Source organism: Streptacidiphilus rugosus AM-16, from assembly GCF_000744655.1.
In the GTDB taxonomy this organism is placed as follows: domain Bacteria; phylum Actinomycetota; class Actinomycetes; order Streptomycetales; family Streptomycetaceae; genus Streptacidiphilus; species Streptacidiphilus rugosus.
The window spans coordinates 3,766,613-3,783,108 of the sequence record NZ_JQMJ01000004.1 but is presented as its reverse complement, the minus strand read 5'-3'; the positions used below and the strand labels follow the sequence as shown (position 1 = coordinate 3,783,108).

General features: G+C 74.0%; 18 protein-coding genes. 8 read left to right on the top strand and 10 right to left on the bottom strand.

The window, feature by feature from the left end:
- The first annotated feature begins 42 nt into the window (after positions 1–42).
- The gene (locus BS83_RS26130) at positions 43–516 is read left to right on the top strand and encodes an AAA family ATPase (protein ID WP_037605984.1); all 474 of its coding nucleotides are present in this window, start codon (positions 43–45) and stop codon (positions 514–516) included.
- 183 nt (positions 517–699) lie between these two features.
- Here the strand turns inward: BS83_RS26130 and BS83_RS26125 are convergent, their stop codons facing one another.
- Both BS83_RS26125 and BS83_RS26120 read right to left on the bottom strand, forming a co-directional pair.
- Positions 700–1,056, bottom strand: coding sequence for a UBP-type zinc finger domain-containing protein (locus tag BS83_RS26125; RefSeq protein WP_037605983.1), 357 nt, complete (start codon positions 1,054–1,056; stop codon positions 700–702).
- 108 nt (positions 1,057–1,164) lie between these two features.
- On the bottom strand, positions 1,165–2,136 hold the full coding sequence (locus tag BS83_RS26120) for a quinone oxidoreductase family protein (RefSeq protein ID WP_037605982.1): 972 nt from the start codon (positions 2,134–2,136) through the stop codon (positions 1,165–1,167).
- Positions 2,137–2,289: 153 nt separating this feature from the next.
- Between BS83_RS26120 and BS83_RS26115 the strand changes: the two genes are divergently transcribed.
- The 3 genes from BS83_RS26115 to BS83_RS26105 all read left to right on the top strand — a co-directional run bounded on the left by BS83_RS26115 (position 2,290) and on the right by BS83_RS26105 (position 4,588).
- Complete coding sequence (locus BS83_RS26115) at positions 2,290–2,853, top strand: TetR/AcrR family transcriptional regulator (RefSeq protein ID WP_037605981.1); 564 nt, start codon at positions 2,290–2,292, stop codon at positions 2,851–2,853.
- 36 nt (positions 2,854–2,889) lie between these two features.
- Positions 2,890–3,888, top strand: a complete 999-nt coding sequence (locus BS83_RS26110) for an RNA polymerase subunit sigma-70 (protein WP_232248494.1) — start codon at positions 2,890–2,892, stop codon at positions 3,886–3,888.
- Positions 3,889–3,952: 64 nt separating this feature from the next.
- A complete protein-coding gene (locus BS83_RS26105; RefSeq protein WP_037605980.1) occupies positions 3,953–4,588 on the top strand; it encodes a maleylpyruvate isomerase family mycothiol-dependent enzyme in 636 nt (211 codons plus the stop codon).
- Here the strand turns inward: BS83_RS26105 and BS83_RS26100 are convergent.
- The 4 genes from BS83_RS26100 to BS83_RS26085 all read right to left on the bottom strand — a co-directional run bounded on the left by BS83_RS26100 (position 4,521) and on the right by BS83_RS26085 (position 8,465).
- A complete protein-coding gene (locus BS83_RS26100; protein ID WP_051943963.1) occupies positions 4,521–5,201 on the bottom strand; it encodes a C39 family peptidase in 681 nt (226 codons plus the stop codon). The two genes, BS83_RS26105 and BS83_RS26100, sit on opposite strands and share 68 nt — an antisense overlap.
- Before the next feature lie 428 nt (positions 5,202–5,629).
- Positions 5,630–6,313, bottom strand: coding sequence for a hypothetical protein (locus tag BS83_RS26095; RefSeq protein WP_232248493.1), 684 nt, complete (start codon positions 6,311–6,313; stop codon positions 5,630–5,632).
- A gap of 10 nt (positions 6,314–6,323) precedes the next feature.
- Positions 6,324–8,168, bottom strand: a complete 1,845-nt coding sequence (locus BS83_RS26090) for a zinc metalloprotease (RefSeq protein WP_051943961.1) — start codon at positions 8,166–8,168, stop codon at positions 6,324–6,326.
- Positions 8,169–8,246: 78 nt separating this feature from the next.
- Complete coding sequence (locus tag BS83_RS26085; protein WP_037605979.1) at positions 8,247–8,465, bottom strand: hypothetical protein; 219 nt, start codon at positions 8,463–8,465, stop codon at positions 8,247–8,249.
- 249 nt (positions 8,466–8,714) lie between these two features.
- Between BS83_RS26085 and BS83_RS26080 the strand changes: the two genes are divergently transcribed.
- Complete coding sequence (locus tag BS83_RS26080; RefSeq protein WP_232248492.1) at positions 8,715–9,650, top strand: hypothetical protein; 936 nt, start codon at positions 8,715–8,717, stop codon at positions 9,648–9,650.
- 9 nt (positions 9,651–9,659) lie between these two features.
- Here BS83_RS26080 and BS83_RS42175 read toward each other — a convergent pair whose 3' ends face one another.
- Entirely contained in the window at positions 9,660–10,037 is a 378-nt protein-coding gene (locus BS83_RS42175) for a hypothetical protein (protein ID WP_051943959.1), read from the bottom strand.
- 197 nt (positions 10,038–10,234) lie between these two features.
- On the opposite strand from BS83_RS42175, the gene BS83_RS46650 reads away from it, so the two are divergent.
- The 3 genes from BS83_RS46650 to BS83_RS26065 all read left to right on the top strand — a co-directional run bounded on the left by BS83_RS46650 (position 10,235) and on the right by BS83_RS26065 (position 13,950).
- Entirely contained in the window at positions 10,235–10,735 is a 501-nt protein-coding gene (locus tag BS83_RS46650; RefSeq protein ID WP_051943955.1) for a hypothetical protein, read from the top strand.
- 336 nt (positions 10,736–11,071) lie between these two features.
- Complete coding sequence (locus BS83_RS26070; protein ID WP_037605978.1) at positions 11,072–12,136, top strand: ATP-binding protein; 1,065 nt, start codon at positions 11,072–11,074, stop codon at positions 12,134–12,136.
- Positions 12,133–13,950 carry a vWA domain-containing protein gene (locus BS83_RS26065; protein WP_037605977.1) on the top strand — a complete coding sequence of 606 codons (1,818 nt, stop codon included), beginning with the start codon at positions 12,133–12,135 and terminating at the stop codon, positions 13,948–13,950. The genes BS83_RS26070 and BS83_RS26065 overlap by 4 nt, the downstream gene beginning before the upstream one ends.
- A gap of 12 nt (positions 13,951–13,962) precedes the next feature.
- Here BS83_RS26065 and BS83_RS26060 read toward each other — a convergent pair whose 3' ends face one another.
- From BS83_RS26060 to BS83_RS26050, 3 genes are read right to left on the bottom strand one after another with little or no spacing between them, the layout of a single operon-like run.
- Positions 13,963–14,343 carry a DUF6086 family protein gene (locus tag BS83_RS26060; RefSeq protein WP_037605976.1) on the bottom strand — a complete coding sequence of 127 codons (381 nt, stop codon included), beginning with the start codon at positions 14,341–14,343 and terminating at the stop codon, positions 13,963–13,965.
- Between the two features lie 59 nt (positions 14,344–14,402).
- The gene (locus tag BS83_RS26055; protein ID WP_037605975.1) at positions 14,403–15,233 is read right to left on the bottom strand and encodes an aldo/keto reductase; all 831 of its coding nucleotides are present in this window, start codon (positions 15,231–15,233) and stop codon (positions 14,403–14,405) included.
- Between the two features lie 34 nt (positions 15,234–15,267).
- The gene (locus BS83_RS26050) at positions 15,268–16,479 is read right to left on the bottom strand and encodes an MFS transporter (RefSeq protein ID WP_037605974.1); all 1,212 of its coding nucleotides are present in this window, start codon (positions 16,477–16,479) and stop codon (positions 15,268–15,270) included.
- Positions 16,480–16,496: the final 17 nt, after the last annotated feature.

Below are 16,496 nucleotides of genomic sequence, written 5' to 3'. Positions count from 1 at the left end.
CCCCGGGTTACGGTGAGTGACGGCGACAGGCAGGTGATCCCCGTGGCGGACGTGCACGAGCCTTCCGGCGGCCCGGCGGGGTTGTTCCGGTTCGTCGGCCGCACGCGCGAGTCGGACCTGCTGCTCGCCGCCGCCCGGCATCCGCCGGCGACCGTGCTGGTCGAGGGCGAGGCGGGGATCGGAGAGTCGCGGCTGGTCAGGGAGGCCGCCGCGGTGCCGGCGCGCGAACAGCGCTGCGTGCTCTTCTGCTACTGCCATCCGCTGCGCGAACCGCTGGCCTACGGGCCGGTCGTCGACGCGCTGCACAAGGCCGGGCCCTGGCTGCCCGCATCCGGGCTGCCGCCCGCGACCGCGGCGCTCGGCCGGCTGCTGCCCGACCTCGCCGACCGGCTGCCCGCCCCGCCGCCCGCGCCGGGGACGCCGCGCTCAGGCGCCGGTTTCCACGAGCGGCAGCCAGGCCACGACACGGGAGTCGGCCGGTGTCAGTGTCGCCTGCCGCCACCTGGCCAGGGATGACGCCGACCATGCAGGGTTCTCCTCGGTCGTCCGGCCCGGGGTGCGTTTCGCGGGTTGATTCGACGGTGCGGTCGCGCCGTCCCCTGGGCAACACGGGTCGGGACGATTGCGTATACGCAGAAATCCCCCTACGGGCCGGGGCTCACGCTGCGGGCGGCGGGCGCGGCAGCGTGAGCGTTCCGGTCAGGGGCGGGCGAGACGTTCCGCCCAGTCGGTCGGGACCCGTCCCAGCGGGCCGGGGACGGGCTGGTCGAGCGGGTGGTTCTGGGGCGAGGCCAACGCGGGCCCGGACTCGAAGTACTCGGAGGTGTCGTAGTTCCAGAACCAGGTCTCCTCCGGTTCGAAACTGCGGATGACCGGATGCCCGGTCGCCTTGGCGTGGGCGGTGGTGTGCTTGGCGGGGGAGTCGTCGCAGCAGCCGATGTGACCGCACAGGGCACAGCGGCGCAGGTGGATCCACCAGCCGCCGGCCGCGTCGCACTCGACGCAGCCGGCGCCGCTGGGCGGGACGGAGGGGTCGTAGGCGTCCTCGGGAATCATCGGTCTTCCTCTCCGGAACCTGGTTCGATCAGGGCAGCCTGAGCCCCAGTATCGTCCGGCCCCACGCCCGCGGGCGTGTTCCGGCCGCGTGCCCGCGGGTCGGCCGGGTCAGGGGCGCAGGACCAGCTTGCCGCCGGGCGAGGCGGCCTGCGCGGTCCAGAGGTCCGCGATGTCCTCCAGCGGGTGCGCGGTGACGGTCAGCGGCAGGGCTCCGCGCGCGGCGATGTCGGCGACCTCGCGGTAGGCCGCGGCCACCCGGTCGGCGGGCAGGGCGGTCGCGCTGAATCCGGAGAGCCGCAGGTGTCGGTGGCGCAGCGCGGCGGCGTCGAGTGCGGCCGTGCCGCCCGCCAGTTGCCCGAGGTTGACCCAGCGTCCGCCGCTGCCCAGCGCCGCCTGGGCCACGCCGGTGTGCGGACCCCAGAGCAGGTCGGCCACCACGTCGACCGGTCCGCCGGTCGCGGCGACGGCCGCCGCGATCCGGGAGGGGTCCGCCGCGTCCGCGGCGGCGTCGAGCAGCAGGGTGGCGTCGGCGGTGTCCGCCAGCGTCTTGAGGCGGTCGGCGGTGCGGCCGGCCGCGACCACCCTCGCGGCGCCCAGCGCGCGGGCGAGATGGACCAGGGCCTGCCCGAGGGCTCCGGTCGCGCCCAGCACCAGTACGGAGTCGCCGGGCCGTAGTCCGGCCTCGTCCCGCAGCGCGGTCAGCGCGCTCACGCCGACGACGCCGACCGCGGCGGCCAGGTCGTCGTCCAGCCCGTCGGGAACCGGCAGGCAGGCCTGGTCGGGAACGGAGACCAGCTCTGCGAGGGTTCCGTCGACGAAGCCGCCGGGGACCGCGACCCTGACCCGGGTGCCGGGGGCGAGCGGGCCCCCGGAGACGACGGTGCCCGCGGCCTCGATCCCGGGCACGTACGGGACGGCGGGCGTGCCCGCAGGGTGGGTGCCCGCGGCGATGTGCAGGTCCACGGGGTTCAGGGCGGCGGCGGTGACCCGCACCAGGGTGTGACCGGGGCGGTCGGCCGGGTCCGGGCGCTCGGCGAAGCGGGGCGGGCTGCCGAGGTGGTTCACGATCGCTGCGCGCATCGCGCTCTCCTTCGTGTCTGTCGCGGTCCGGCCGGGGCGGTGGGCGACGGGGGACGGCTCCGGTCAAATTGAATGACCGACCGGTCGGTCACCGTAGCGCATCACACCGCGACGCCGCCAGGGCGCGCCGCCGCCGGGTCGTAGACTCCCGGCATGACCACCCGAGCCGCCGCGGCCGAGCGCACCCGAGAAGCCCTGCTGGAGGCCGGTCTGGAGATCGCGGGCCGGGACGGGCTCGCGGCGATGAGCGTCAACCGGGTCGTCGCCACGGCCGGCGTGGCCAAGGGGACCTTCTACGTCCACTTCCCCGACCGCGGCGCCTTCCTCGGCGCGATGCACGGGCGCTTCCACGCCCAGGTCGCCGCGGCCGTCGGCGAGGCGATGGACGCGCTGCCGCCCGGCCGGGAGCGGCTGCGCCGGGGCCTTGCGACCTACCTGGACCTGTGCCTGCGTCACAACGGCGTCAAGGCGCTGCTGTTGGAGGCCCGCAACGATCCCGCCCTGGCCGACCAGGTCGCCATGCGCGCGGACACCTTCCTCGCGGCCGCCGAGCCCGACCTGCGGGCGATGGGCTGGCCCGACGCCGCCTCGGCCGCCCGTCTGGTGGTCGCCATGTCGGCGGAACTCTCGGTCGGCGAGACCACCGCGGGCGCCGAGGACACCGCGGGCCGCGCCACCCTGTGGGCCTTCCTCGACCGCCTCGACCTCGGCCGCTGACCGCCGTCCGGCCGCACGTCTTGGCATGATGGAGCGGTGAGCACGGCACGCGGAGGCGGGACCGACGTCGCGGACCAGCAGCTGGAGATGCTGCGTGGACCGCTCACCGGCTACTGCTACCGCATGCTGGGCGCCGTCGGCGAGGTCGAGGACGCCGTCCAGGAGACGCTGCTGCGCGCCTACCGGAGCCTGGACCGCTACGACCCGGCCCGCGCCGCCTTCTCCACCTGGGTGCACGCCATCGCCACCAACGTCTGCCTGGACCAGCTCCGCGGCGCCGGCCGCCGCGCCCTGCCCTGGGACCTGGGGCCGGCCAGTACCGGAGGGCAGCTCGGCACGCCGCTGCCGCCGGACGCCTGGATCGAACCCATGCCGGAGTCCAGGCTGCTCAACGCCGTCGAGCCGGCGGATCCGGCCGAGCTGGCGCTGCGCCGGGAGTCGGTCAGGCTGGCCTTCGTCGCCGCGCTCCAGTGGCTCCCGCCGCGCCAGCGGGCCGTGCTGGTGCTGCGCGACGTCCTGCGCTTCACGGCTGAGGAGACCGCGCAGATGCTCGACACCTCGGTCGCCTCCGCCAACAGCGCCCTGCAACGGGCCCGCACCACCCTCGACGAGCACCGGCCGTTCCCCGCCGACGCCCCGGACCCCGGCGACCCGCTCCAGCGCGAGCTGCTGCGCGGCTACGTCGAGGCGTTCGAGGCGCACGACATCGACCGGCTGGTCACCCTGCTCGGCGACGACGTGCGCTCCGGCATGCCGCCCTTCGTGTGGTGGCTGGACGGCCCGCAGGCGATCGCCGCGGTCATGGCCGCGAGCGACGGCTGCGACGGCCACCGCCTCCTGCCCGGCGCCCCGGCGAACGGCGCCCTCACCCTCGGCCAGTACCGCCCCGACCCCGACGGAGTGCTGCGGCCCTTCGCGCTGCTGCTGCTGGAGGTGCGCCGCAGCGCCGTGGTCCAGATCGCCACCTACCTCGGCTGGGGCGAGCACTTCCCCGCGTACGGGCTGCCCATGGAGATTGTCCGCGACGACCGATGAGTTTTGCGGCCCGCCGTCGTAGCAGGAGTGAGAGCCGTACCTGCCACGACGAGGAGACCGACCCATGACCGCTTCACCCGACCCCGCCGACCCCGCCCTGCGGGCGCACACCCGCGCCGAGCGGGAACGCCTCGCGGACCTGCTGGCCGCGCTGTCTCCCGCCGAGTGGGACGCGCCGACCCTGTGCGAGGGGTGGCGCGTCCGCGAGGTCGTGGCCCACCTCACCCTGCCGTTCCGTACCGGCACCCCGCGCTTCCTCGCGGGTCTCGCCAGGGCCCGCTTCTCCTTCAACCGCTACGCGGACACCGCCGCCCGCAGGGACGCCGCCCGGATGACCGAGGCGGACCTGCTCCACGCGCTCCGCGCCAACATCGACCACCCCTGGCAGCCGCCGGGCGGCGGGCCGGTCGGGGCGCTCAGCCACGACCTCATCCACGGCCTCGACATCACCGAGCCGCTCGGCCTGCCGCCCGCGCCCACGGACCGCATCGCCCTCGTGCTGGCCCACACCAGCCCCCGCAGCCTGGCCTTCTTCGGCGTCGACCTCACCGGCGTTCAACTGCGGGCCACGGACGCCGACATCCGGGTGGGCACGGGCGAGCCGGTCGACCTGCCCGCCAAGGAGCTGCTGCTCACGCTCGCCGGCCGTCGCCCGCTTCCGGCGCCGGAGCGGACGGGGGAGCCGACGGGCCGGGGTTGACCAGCGTCACGCCGCGACGGGCGAAGAAACGGTCCAGATCCTCCCAGGGAACCGGCGCGGACCGCTGAGTGCCGGTGTCGGCCCAGCCGGACGGGTTGTGGATCAGCAGCGCGTCCTCGGTGTGGCCGACGGCGAGGACCAGATGTCCGCCACGGCCGGGCGGGGCGGCGTCGAGCGTGCGGATGCCCGGGTGGACGGAGATCATCACGAGGTGGCCGGCGTCGAGACGGGCGCGCAGCCCGGCCGGGTCGAGGTCCGTCTCCACCACGGCGTCCAACTGCCAGCGGTGGCGGACGTACGCGGCGAACGGTGCGTAGATCAGTCCGTCCACCCGGTCCGGGTGCACGACGTAGGCGCCGGCCTCGGTGCATTCGCGGGCCAGGGCGAGCGCCGGCGGCGCCGTCCCGCGCCAGTGGTGCAGGACCATCCGCAGACACGCCATGCCGCAGAGGCGGACCGCCCACCACTCGTACTCCTCGGCCGAGTCCGCGCCGGACCTCGGCCACATCGGGTCCTCGCGGGCGGCCAGCCCGCCGGTCACGATCCGGCGGACCAGTTCGGGGGACTCCCACTGGGCGTAGTAGGGGACGGAGGTGACCACACTGGGGTGCATGCACCCCAGTGTGGTGCACGGCCGCTCAGGGCTCGTACAGGCCGCTGACCAGCGGGCGGGCCTGCCGGTGCAGCGGCGGGGGCGGGAGCCGGGTGTTCCACCACCGGTGGCGGCGGGCGGTGGCGGCGTCGGCGCCGGTGGTCACGTCGAAGACGATCTGCAGGGCCGCGCTGCCGTCGGCCTGCCGACGTTCGACGACGGTGTTGAGGGTGGCCCGCCATCCGGTCAGGCCGAGGTGCGGATTGCACAGCCAGTCGAGCGCGTCGGCGACCGACTCGCCCGCGTGGACGCCCGCCAGCGGGACCGTCCAGGTGTCGCCGCCGGGGGTCTCGACCAGCAGCAGGTCGTGGTTCCGGTGGACCAGGGCGACGACCTGGAACCGGGTGACGCCCCCGGCGGCGCGGAGGTGCGGCGGAATGGACGTCGGGTCAGCTCCGGTCGAACATGCGGTGGACGGTGACCTTCGGCTCCATGGCGGCGAGCGCGCTGATGCCCGGGCCCTTGGGCGCCGTCGCGGCGGCTGCCTCGAGCAGCGCGGTCACCTCGGCAGCGAGCGCGTCGGCCTGGTGCTGGATCTCGGAGACGGGCGCGGTGGAGCCGCGCAGGGCGTCGAGCCTGCGGTGGATGTCGGCGAGTCGGCGCTGCGCGGCCGCGCCGAGGGTGAAGGGGCGCGGGGTGGAGACGATGAACTGGTAGGCGCCGGCCAGGGTTTCGCAGGCGTCGCAGTGGTGGTTCACGGCCCGGCCCAGGTTGAGCGCGTTGAGGTGGATGTCGGTGCCCGCCATGGTGACGATCTGGAAGGAGAGCGCGATCGAGCGGCAGGGATCGTCGGCGCTGCAGCCGCCGGAGACGGCGGTGGCCTGGTTCCTGGCGCTCGCGGCGTAGACCAGCCCCTCCTGGTGGACGCTGAAGGAGTCCGCGAAGGCCTGGCGGTGGCCGGGGTTGGCGAGGGTGTGGGCGGCGTCGGTGTCCACGGCGACGCCGTGGACGGCCTGGGCGACGGTGGTCGTGCCGAGGACGCCGAGTCCTGCGGCGGCGAGCAGTCCCGCGCGCAGGACTCGGCGGGCGGGGCCGGGGCGGTCGGCGGTCGTGCGGTGCTGGTTCAGGTCCACGGGGGTTCCTTCAGGGCGTCGGGGCGGGGCTGGTGGTCGGGGGCGGCGTGGTGGGGGGTGGGCTCGGTGTCGTGCTGACCGGGGGCGACGCCGAGGGGCTGGGGCTGGGAGTCGTCGAGGGCCCGGACTTCGTGGGCGTGGGGCTCGGCGAGGGGGCCGCGGTGGTGGGCGGGGCTGCCGGTGCGGAGGGGGTCGTCCGCGCGGCGGCGGTAGGCGTGGGGCTCGGGGACGCGGGGCCGGTCCCTGGCGGCGTGCCCGGCGAGGGCACCGCGGACGGCGACGGCGACGGCGACGGAGCGCGGTGCCGCGGTGAGGGAGAGGGCGAGGGCGCGGTCGGCGGCTGGGCCAGGGGGGTCGGGTGGACGCCCGGTTGGAGCACCGGGACGATCGGTGGCTGCGGCGGCAGCGGGCGGGGGGTGAGGCCGACGATCCAGGCGCAGCAGAGCCCGCCCGCGCCGACCAGGCCGAGCGTCACCAGCGAGACGCGCAGGCGCGGTCGGCCGTGGGTGGCCCGGCGAGCGGCGCGCAGCAGGCGTCCGGCCAGCCGGATCGACAGGTAGGTCATGCCGGCCAGCGGGAAGACCAGCATCATGCAGCCGAGCAGGCCCACCGCTCCGGTGGCGAGATGGAGGTGGGTGAACGCGTCGGCGGTGCCGGACAGCTGCTCGGTCAGCGAGCGGGCGCCGGTGGCCAGGATCCGCGGCAGGTTCCACAGGGCGTAGCCGAGGTCGCCCAGGAGCAGCGGCACCATGGTGGCCACCCAGGTCGTGACGATGACGCGGGCCGAGCGTCGCAGTCCGGTGACCTCGGGCGGAGAGGGCCGGCCGGGGACCATGCTGAGCAGGATCGGGCGGATCTTGCCGTAGAGGTCGGGGATGCCGGCCAGGTCGCCGAGGATGTAGTAGCCGTCCAGCCGGACCGCGGGCATGAGCTGTTCGAGCACCTCGAAGTGGCCGAGGTAGACCGCGCTGAGGAAGAACGGCTGGCCGGTCAGCAGGTAGCAGCCGGTCAGGCCGAGCATGAAGACGACGTTGAAGTAGACCCCGCCGAGGTCGGTGCGGATCCGGCCGCCGCGGCCGATCCGGTAGACGTCGGTGACGTCGGTGTACATGGAGGGCCAGATCAGGAAGAGGCCGCAGCCGATGCACCCCGGTCTCGCCCCGCCGTAGCGGCAGGCCGAGGCATGGCCGAACTCGTGGAAGACGAGCGAGCCGACGGTGAGCCCGAAGACCGCCAGGAGCAGCACCGGCTGGTCCAGCACGTGCAGGACCGGGGTCATCGCCCCGTAGGAGCCGAACAGCCAGACGTCCATGGCGATCGCCGCCAGCAGGACCGCCGCCACCACGGGTGGCCGGTGCAGCCAAGCCAGCGAGCGGCCGATGCGGGCGACCCGGCGCTCGTCGAAGAGCACCCGATGGCCCTTCAGGGCCAGCAGCAGGTCGGAGCGCGGGGCGTCGACCTCGTCGTCCTCCTGGCCCCAGGGGACGGTGACGCCCAGGGGGGTGAGCTTGTTGTCGATCAGATAGGCGATGTTCGCCTCGCTGAGCTCCCTGCCGTACAGGCCGCTGACGCGGTGGGAGATCCGCTCGGTGTCGCGTTCACCGTCGATCGCCCCCGCGACCAGGTGGAGCAGCCGGGTCAGCTGCACCACCTGGCCGTCTCCACGGCGAGCGATGTACCGGGGCTCGGTGAAGCCCGAGCCCTGGTACTCGCCGTGCAGGCGCAACCCGGCCGACAGCCGCGGTACAGGCAGCGGTACCGCGGCGCGAGAGGGGGGTTCGGCAGCAGGTTGCACCAGCGTGGCGAAACCGCCGGGCCCGGGGACGGTCGTCCCCGTGTCCGCCGTGACAGTCATCGGGCGAGTCCCCTTCACCGTGCTCTGTCGGGCGTCCGGCCCGGCGGTTTCCGTCGTGTCCGGCCGAGGGCCGGGGCTCTACTGGTGGATGGTGATGCTCTGGCAGGCCTCGGAGGCGGCGGTCGCGTCGTCCGAGCCGAGGTTCACGGCCACGGAGGTGTTGTGGGCGTTCACGTTGGCGATGTGCTTGGTCACGTTGGTCGTCCTGGTGAAGCGGAAGCTCAGCCGCCCCAGCGCCTCGCGGCCCGGGAGGAGTTCGGCCGACTCGTTGTCCAGCTCGGTGATGTTGATGCTCATGGCGGTCTCCTTGGAAGTGGCGGCGGACAGCACAACGGATGTCCAATTACGTTGGACGAACTGTCCAACGTGAATGGACGATAGTGGAACGGCGCGACTACGGCAAGTAGCGGCTCGATACTCTGGGTAGCCGATCTGTTCGCCCTGGACGGTCGGCGTCGGCTCCGCGTGCCGAGGCCTCGCGCGGCGGGGACCGGGCTATGCTCGCGCCGAGGCAGAGCCCGGTCGACACGGAGGGCGGAGGCGACGGTGCAACCTACGCGCCTCGTGCGGACGCTCACCTTCTGGCTGCGTCCGGCGTTCGCGCTGCGGGTGGTCAGCCGCTTCCAGCGGATCATCGGCTTCGACCGCGCGATCGCGCTGGCCTCGAGCGCGTTCACCACGCTGCTGCCGGTGGCCCTCCTGGTCGCATCGGTCCTCAGCAGACTCGGGCGGCAGGACGTCGCCGACCGGATCGTCAATCGCTACGGTCTCACCGGGGGAGGGGCCGACGCGGTCAGGTCACTCTTCTCCTTCCCCGACGGCCCCGGGGTCAGCCTCGGATTCTTCGGGGTGATCTTCCTGGTCGTCTCGTCCCTGAGCTTCGCGCGCGCCGCCCAGCGTCTCTACGAGCAGACCTGGGAGCTCACGCCGCTGAGCGTGCGGAACTCCCTGAACGGCCTGCTCTGGCTGCTCGCTGTCGTCGTCTACGCCGTCGCGGTGGGCTGGCTGCACGCCCTGTTCGGCGGCGGACGGCTGCAGTTCGCGGCCACCGCCTGCCAGGTGCCGCTGACCGCCGCGCTGCTGATCTGGGGCGGCTGGATCCTCACCGCGCGTCGCTGCCCCTGGCCGCACCTGGTCCCTTTCGGCATCATCGGTGCGCTGTTCTCGGCGCTCTACGCCATGGGCTCCGCGGTGTACCTGCCGCGTGTCTTCAGCTCCTACGGCACCCGCTACGGGGCGCTCGGGGCGGTCTTCGCGATGATCACCGCCCTTTTCGGGGCGATGCTCACCTTCGTCGGGTCCGCGGCCCTGGGGCGGGAGGTGAACGACGAGCTCGGACGGATCGCCAGGCACGAGGCGCCGCCGGACGACGAGATCCGGCAGGAGTGGGCCACCATCCGCCGGCAGACCATGGCGCACTGGCAGACGGCACGCGAGGACCTGGCACGCCGCCGCCAGGCGCGCGCGGCGAAGCACGGCTGACGCGGGGTCTCACCCGGCCGGCGGCGACTCGGTCTCGGTCTCGCACTCGGACCCGGCTGCGGACCCGGCCTCGGACTCCGCCTCGGACTCTGCCTCGGCGCGGCGGCGCCGGCGCAGGTGCCACCACGCCCCGACGGCGAACGGGGTGCAGACCATCACCAGGGCCAGCGTGGGCCACCTCCCGCCGAACAGCCGCAGGTCGGTGAAGAGCACCAGCACCAGGAGCCCGGCCACGAGCAGCACCGACAGCACCGCCCTCAGGACGGCGACGGCCATGCCCAGATCCAGTCTCCGGCTGCCCGCCGACAGGACGTGGTCCGGACCGAAGTAGTACGCGTTCGCGCGGTGCACGGCCGCCCGGGTCGCGGTGCGGTAGGAGTTGGCCATGTAAGGGAGCCACACCAGCGGCGCGAAGAATCCGGCGACCAGGACGCCGGCCAGGAGCAGCCACTGCAGCCCGCGGCGCGGCCAGGAGGGAGGGGCCGGTCCGGGTCGTCCACCCCGGTCAGCCCGAGCAGCCCGGCCATCCGCCAGCAGACCTGCCAGGCACCCACCCACCGGCCGCGCGGATGGCGCTCGCGTGTGTGCCGGCGATCGTGGGCCTCGAGGGCGGCCGAGGCGGCGTCGACGTCGGGATGCGCGCCCTGCAGCACCAGCAGTTCGGCGGCGCGCTCCGGCGCCCGCGGATCCTTTCCGGCCAGCGCGGCCAGCTCCAGGGTCAGCTGCGCCTGCGCGAGAATCGCTGCGCAGAAGGCCACCGGGATCAGCAGCAGGAACGGCCCGCCCACGAAGGCGCCCTGGCCCACGCACGCCCGCATGCCGCGGGCCGTGATCTGCGCGTGCAACTGCTCCTGGCCCGCCGTCGGATCGCGGCCCCTGATCCGGGCCACGACCGCCTCCGCCCGTGGCCCTCTGCGGCGCACCGCGAACAGGGCCAGCTCCTCGGGCGTTCCGGCCGGATCCGCGAACAGACTCCGGAGGAGGGAGCGCGGCACGTCGGGGGCGTCACCCTCCGCGGCGGTGGGAACGACAGCCGCCACCGGCGTCCCTCCTCGCGTCTCGGGTCGGCGGAACGACATCCTTGATCAATGCTAGATCTGGAGCCGTGATCCGGCCCGGTGACGACCCGGGCCCACCGGCGCCAAGGCCGGGCTGCCGGGGCCGTACGGGTGGACTCGCCGGGGGCGGTCCGACCGTGCCGGGGAGGGGACCGGGCGCCGTCACAACGGCTCCGAGCCGAGCAGCCTCCCGCGGGGGCCGTCACGTCGATCCTCACCCCGGACCACGGCTACGCACTCCCCGCCACCGACTGAGACCCCCCGCCGGGCGCAAAAGTCGGGTGCGTCGCTCCAACTCCCCGATTCATACTGGCGTCCCGGTCGGGCATCCGTCGCGCCGGACGAATCCCGTCGAGGAGTGTTGTGCAGAGTTCCGTCACGGTGTCCTCGTCGCAGGTGCCCGAGCTGCTGCTCGGACTGGCCACGGTGCGGCCCGTGTTCCTGTGGGGCGCGCCGGGGATCGGAAAGTCCTCGCTGGTGAACCAGTTCGCCCAGTCGCTCGGGCTGGAGTGCGTGTCGCTGCTCGGGACCCAGCTCGCACCCGAGGACCTGATCGGCGTCCCGCAGATCACCCCCGAGGGGCGCTCCCGCTTCTGCCCGCCCGAGGCCGTCGCCCGCGAGGAGCCGTACTGCCTCTTCCTCGACGAGCTCAACGCGGCCACTCCGGACGTTCAGAAGGCCTTCTACTCGCTGATCCTGGACCGCAGGATCGGCTCCTACGAGCTGCCCGCCGGCAGCATCGTCATCGGCGCGGGCAACCGCGCCACCGACGGCGCGCTCGCCAGGCTGATGCCCTCCGCGCTGGTCAACCGGCTGGTCCACGTCCATCTGCGGGCCAGCGCCACGGACTGGCTGGGCTGGGCGGCCGGGAGCGGGATCCACCCGTGGGTCGCCGACTACCTCGGTGACCGCCCGGACCACCTGTGGTCCGCGCCGCCCAAGACCGAGGAGCCCTTCTCCACGCCGCGGGCCTGGCACATGCTCTCCGACGCGCTGCACTCCTTCGGCCCGACGCTGGACGAGCCCACGCTCAAGGTGCTCACCCACGGTCTCCTGACGCCCGCCCACGCGGTGTCGTTCTGCGGCTACGCGAAGATCGTCCGCCACTCCTACGGCCTGGAGGCGATCCTCAAGGGGGACGCCTCGTGGCCGAACCGGATCGAGGACAGGGACCTGCTGTTCTACCTGGCCGACGCCTTCCGGGGCCGTCTGGTCAAGCAGCTGCCCACGAGTAAGGAGCACGCCTCGCCCTCGGTCCGGCAGACCGCCTACCGGGCCAAGTCGCTGCTGGTGCAGCTCGCGGAGATCTCCGTGGAGGTCGCCCAGACCGTGATCGCGGACGGTCCGGACGGCAGTCCGGTGCTCCCCGCGTGGTTCCTCATCGAGGCCGCCAGGGACATGCCGCGGCTGGTCGAGGCGCGTCGGTGAGCGCACGGCGTCGCGGCGGCGCGTCGGAGCCTGAGCAGGACCCGGCCGCCGTCGCGTTCGCCGCGGGGATGGCGCTGGTCCAGCGCAACACCGCGCTGGCGGCCGTCCCCGTGACGCTCTGCACCCGGGCGGAGAACGTCTGCCCGCACCACGGGCACCGCGGTTGGGCGGTGGTCACCTCCAACGGCCTGGTGCACCACAACCGGCGTCGCCGCGCCGAGCCGGAGGAGTGGGCGTGGGCGCTCGCGCACGCCCTGCTGCACCTCGGATTCGGGCACGTCCCCGCCCTGCGCGGCGCGCGCACCCAGCCCGACAGGTTCGAGCTCGCGGCGCGCTGCACCGTCGTCAACCGCTTCCTGGCGACCTTCGGGGTGGGCCGCGCACCCGACGGGATCCCCGCTGTCCATCCGGGCGCCGACGAGGAGCAGTTGACCTCCCGCTGGCGGCGCGACGGCATCCCGGCCGAGTACGCCGCCTGCGGGGTCGCCGGGACCGAGCCGGACCAGGTGCTCGAGCCGTGGACGGGCTGGCAAGGTCCGCAGGACTGGACGCTCGCCTTCGCCCACGCGCTCACCAGCACCGTCTCCGCCGCGATGGACCTGGCGGCGGGCCGCCGCCAGGAACTCACGGGCGCCCGCCTGCCGCAGCGCCCGTGGGAGCGGGCGCTCAGCTGGTTCGTCTCATCCTACCCGCTGCTCGGCGGCCTCGCCGCGGGCCTCACCCTGGTCGCCGACGCCGAACTGGCGCGGGCCCACGGCATCTCCGTCGCGGCCGTCAACGCCGAGGCGGGCGAGATCTACGTCAATCCGCTGCGCCGGTACGGCGACGAGGAGTGGCGTTTCATCCTGGCCCACGAGATGCTCCACGCCGCGTTGCGCCACGGCGAGCGGGCGGGCGGCCGCGACCCCTACCTGTTCAACGTGGCCGCCGACTATGTCGTCAACGGCTGGCTGCTGGAGATGGGCGTCGGCGAGATGCCGGAGGGGCTGCTGCACGACCCTGAGCTGCGGGGCCTGTCCGCGGAGGAGGTCTACGACCGCATCGTCCGCGACCAGCGGAGGCTGCGCCGCCTGGCCACGCTGCGCGGCAAGGGCCTCGGCGACATCCTCGGCGAGCCGCTGCCGCGCGACGGGCGCGGCGGGACCTTCGTGGACCTGGACGAGTTCTACCGCCGCGGCCTGCAGCAGGGTTTCGAGCTGCACCAGCGCGACCGCGGCCTCCTGCCGGCCGGTCTGGTCGAGGAGATCCGCGCGCTGGCCCAGCCGCCGCTGCCGTGGGACGCGCGTCTGGCCCGCTGGTTCGACGAGTTCGTGCCCCGCCCCGAAGCCGTCCGGTCCTACGCCCGCCCGGCGCGCCGCCAGTCCGCGACCCCCGACATCCCGCGCGCCGGACGGTACTTCCCGCCGGAGGAGGTGGCCCGCTGCACCTTCGGCGTCCTGCTGGACACCTCGGGCTCGATGAGCCGCACCCTCCTGGGCAAGGCGCTGGGCGCGATCGCCTCCTACGCGGCCTCCCGCGACGTTCCCGCCGCCCGCGTGGTCTTCTGCGACGCCGCCCCCCACGACGCCGGCTACCTCCCGGTCGCCGACATCGCCGGCCGCGTCCGCGTCCACGGCCGCGGCGGCACCGTCCTCCAACCGGGGGTCGACCTCCTCACCCGCGCCCCGGACTTCCCACCCACCGCCCCGCTCCTGATCATCACCGACGGCGACTGCGACGTCCTCCGCATCCGCGCCCGCGACCACGCCTACCTCCTCCCCCGCGGCGCCTCCCTCCCCTTCACCCCCAGGGGCCCGCTCTTCCACCTGAGCTGACGCGGCGGCCGCTCAGCGGGCCATGCTCTCGCCCAGCGCGCGGGACGCCTCCCGAAGCCGGGCCATCTCCTCCCGAACGCCCGCGGCTCCGCCATCCGGCCGGCCGGGCTCGATCCCGGCCCGCTCGGCCAGGACCAGCACCGTCGTGACGAAGCCCTCGGACAGGGCGATCAGGACGGCGTGGGTCGTTCGCACGTGCCGGGCAAGCAGGCTGTCGACGAACGCCGCGTATGCCGCCGGGTCGATCTGGCACTCGTCGTCCCGCATCTCGCCGATGCCGGAGGGAAGGCCGAGCTCGGTCTCGAAGACGGCGACCTGACGCAGGAACATCCGCGCCACGCCGTTGGACGGGTTCCACAGGGTTTGCCCGCCCAGCTCGAAGTACTGGCTCATGCGGAGATCATTCACGTACCCCGGTGTCGGGGACAACCGGATCCCTCCGAGGCGTCGGCTCAGTTGAAGGTGTCGGGGTCGGGGCCGGTGCGCAGGGAGCGGTCGGTGGTGGAGAGGGCGGAGAGGTCGGCGTCGGTGAGGGCGAAGTCGAAGACGTCGAGGTTCTCGCGGATCCGGGACGGGGTGACCGACTTGGGGATGACGATCGTGCCGAGCTGGAGGTGCCAGCGGAGGACGACCTGGGCGGGGGACTTGCCGGTGCGGGCGGCGATGGCGGTGACCACGGCGTCGTCCAGGACCGCGCCCTGGGCGAGTGGGCTCCAGGCCTCGGTGGCGATGCCGTGGGCGGCGTGGAAGGCCCGCAGTTCGGACTGCTGGAGGCCGGGATGGAGTTCGATCTGGTTGACGGCGGGTACGAGGCCGCTGCCGTCGATCAGTCGCCGCAGGTGCGCGGGCTGGAAGTTGGAGACGCCGGCGGCGCGCACGCGGCCCTCGGCGGTGAGGCGGGCGATCGCGCGCCAGGAGTCCGGGTAGAGGTCGCGGGCCGGGGCCGGCCAGTGGATCAGGTAGAGGTCCACATGGTCCAGACCCAGCGCGGCCAGGCTCGCGTCGAAGGCGCGCAGCGTGGCGTCGTAGCCCTGGTCGGCGTTCCACAGCTTGGTGGTGACGAAGAGTTCCTCGCGGGGGAGTCCCGAGGCGGCGAGGGCGCGGCCGACGCCGGCCTCGTTGCCGTAGATCGCGGCGGTGTCGATGCTGCGGTAGCCGGCCTCCAGGGCGGTGGTGACGGCCGCGGTGGTCTCGTCGTCCGGGATCTGGAAGACGCCGAAGCCGAGTTGGGGGATCGCGACGCCGTTGTCGAGGGTGACGGTGGGGACGGCCGGGGTGGTCATGGTGCGGTCTTTCCTCTGCGGGAGTGGGGGAGGGTCAGACGTGGTGGAGGGCGGGGCGGGGGGCCGCCGCGTCCGGTGCGACGGCCGCCTCGGCGCGGCGGGAGCCGCGGCGTTCGAGGGCGGCGGACCAGGCGGCCAGGACCAGCGCGGAGGCGGCCAGCAGCGCGCCGACCCAGTTCGGGGCGGTCCAGCCGAGCCCGGCGGAGATGACGAGCCCGCCGAGCCACGCGGCGAGCGCGTTGCCGAGGTTGAAGGCGCCGATGTTGACGGCCGAGGCCAACGTGGGCGCGCCGTGGGCCTGGTCGAGCACCCGCTTCTGGAGCGGGGGGACGGTGGCGAAGCCCAGCGCTCCGACCAGCAGGATCGTGACGGCGGTGAGGACCTTGCTGTGCGCGGTGAGGGTGAACAGCGCCAGCACCACCGCGAGTCCGCCGAGGGTGACGAAGAGCATCGGCATCAGCCTGCGGTCGGCGTAGCGGCCGCCCAGCAGGTTGCCCAGGAACATCCCGACGCCGAACAGCACCAGCAGCCAGGTGACCGCGCCCTCGGAGTAGCCGGCGACGTGGGTCGTCATCGGCGCGATGTAGGTGATCGCGGCGAAGACGCCGCCGAAGCCGAGCACGGTCATGGCCATCGCCAGGACGACCTGGACGTTGCGCAACGCGGCCAGCTCGCGGCGCAGGCGGGTGCCCTCCGGGCGGGGCAGCGCGGGTACGAGCCGCGCGATGCCGAGCAGCCCCAGCAGGCCGAGGGCGGCGACGCCGCCGAAGGTCGCGCGCCAGCCGACGGCCTGGCCGACGAAGGTGCCCAGCGGCACGCCGACCACGTTGGCGACGGTGAGGCCGGTGAACATGGTGGCGATGGCGCCGGCCTTCCTGGTCGGGGCGACCAGGTCGGCGGCGACGACGGCGCCGATGCCGAAGAAGGCGCCGTGTGCCAGCGAGGTCACGACGCGCCCGGCCAGCATCAGCGGGAAGCTCGGTGCGAGCGCGGAGAGCACGTTGCCGACCGTGAACAGCCCCATGAGCAGCATGAGCATCCGCTTGCGGCTGACCCTGGCGCCCAGCGCGGTCATCAGCGGCGCGCCGGCCACGACGCCGAGCGCGTAGCCGGTGACCAGCAGACCGGCGGTGGGAACGGAGGTGTGGAAGTCCCCGGCGATCTGCGGCAGCAGACCCATGACCACGAACTCGGTGGTGCCTATTCCGAAGGCCCCGATGGCGAGTGCGAGGAGTGCGAGAGGCATGGGCTCGACCCTTCCGT

Excerpts from the sequence above, each read along its gene's own strand:
- BS83_RS26125 (WP_037605983.1), bottom strand. The coding sequence starts at position 1,056 with ATGATTCCCGAGGACGCCTACGACCCCTCCGTCCCGCCCAGCGGCGCC.
- BS83_RS26120 (WP_037605982.1), bottom strand. The coding sequence starts at position 2,136 with ATGCGCGCAGCGATCGTGAACCACCTCGGCAGCCCGCCCCGCTTCGCC.
- BS83_RS26115 (WP_037605981.1), top strand. The coding sequence starts at position 2,290 with ATGACCACCCGAGCCGCCGCGGCCGAGCGCACCCGAGAAGCCCTGCTG.
- BS83_RS26105 (WP_037605980.1), top strand. The coding sequence starts at position 3,953 with ATGACCGCTTCACCCGACCCCGCCGACCCCGCCCTGCGGGCGCACACC.
- BS83_RS26100 (WP_051943963.1), bottom strand. The coding sequence starts at position 5,201 with ATGCACCCCAGTGTGGTCACCTCCGTCCCCTACTACGCCCAGTGGGAG.
- BS83_RS26090 (WP_051943961.1), bottom strand. The coding sequence starts at position 8,168 with ATGACTGTCACGGCGGACACGGGGACGACCGTCCCCGGGCCCGGCGGT.
- BS83_RS26085 (WP_037605979.1), bottom strand. The coding sequence starts at position 8,465 with ATGAGCATCAACATCACCGAGCTGGACAACGAGTCGGCCGAACTCCTC.
- BS83_RS42175 (WP_051943959.1), bottom strand. The coding sequence starts at position 10,037 with ATGGCCAACTCCTACCGCACCGCGACCCGGGCGGCCGTGCACCGCGCG.
- BS83_RS26060 (WP_037605976.1), bottom strand. The coding sequence starts at position 14,343 with ATGAGCCAGTACTTCGAGCTGGGCGGGCAAACCCTGTGGAACCCGTCC.
- BS83_RS26055 (WP_037605975.1), bottom strand. The coding sequence starts at position 15,233 with ATGACCACCCCGGCCGTCCCCACCGTCACCCTCGACAACGGCGTCGCG.
- BS83_RS26050 (WP_037605974.1), bottom strand. The coding sequence starts at position 16,479 with ATGCCTCTCGCACTCCTCGCACTCGCCATCGGGGCCTTCGGAATAGGC.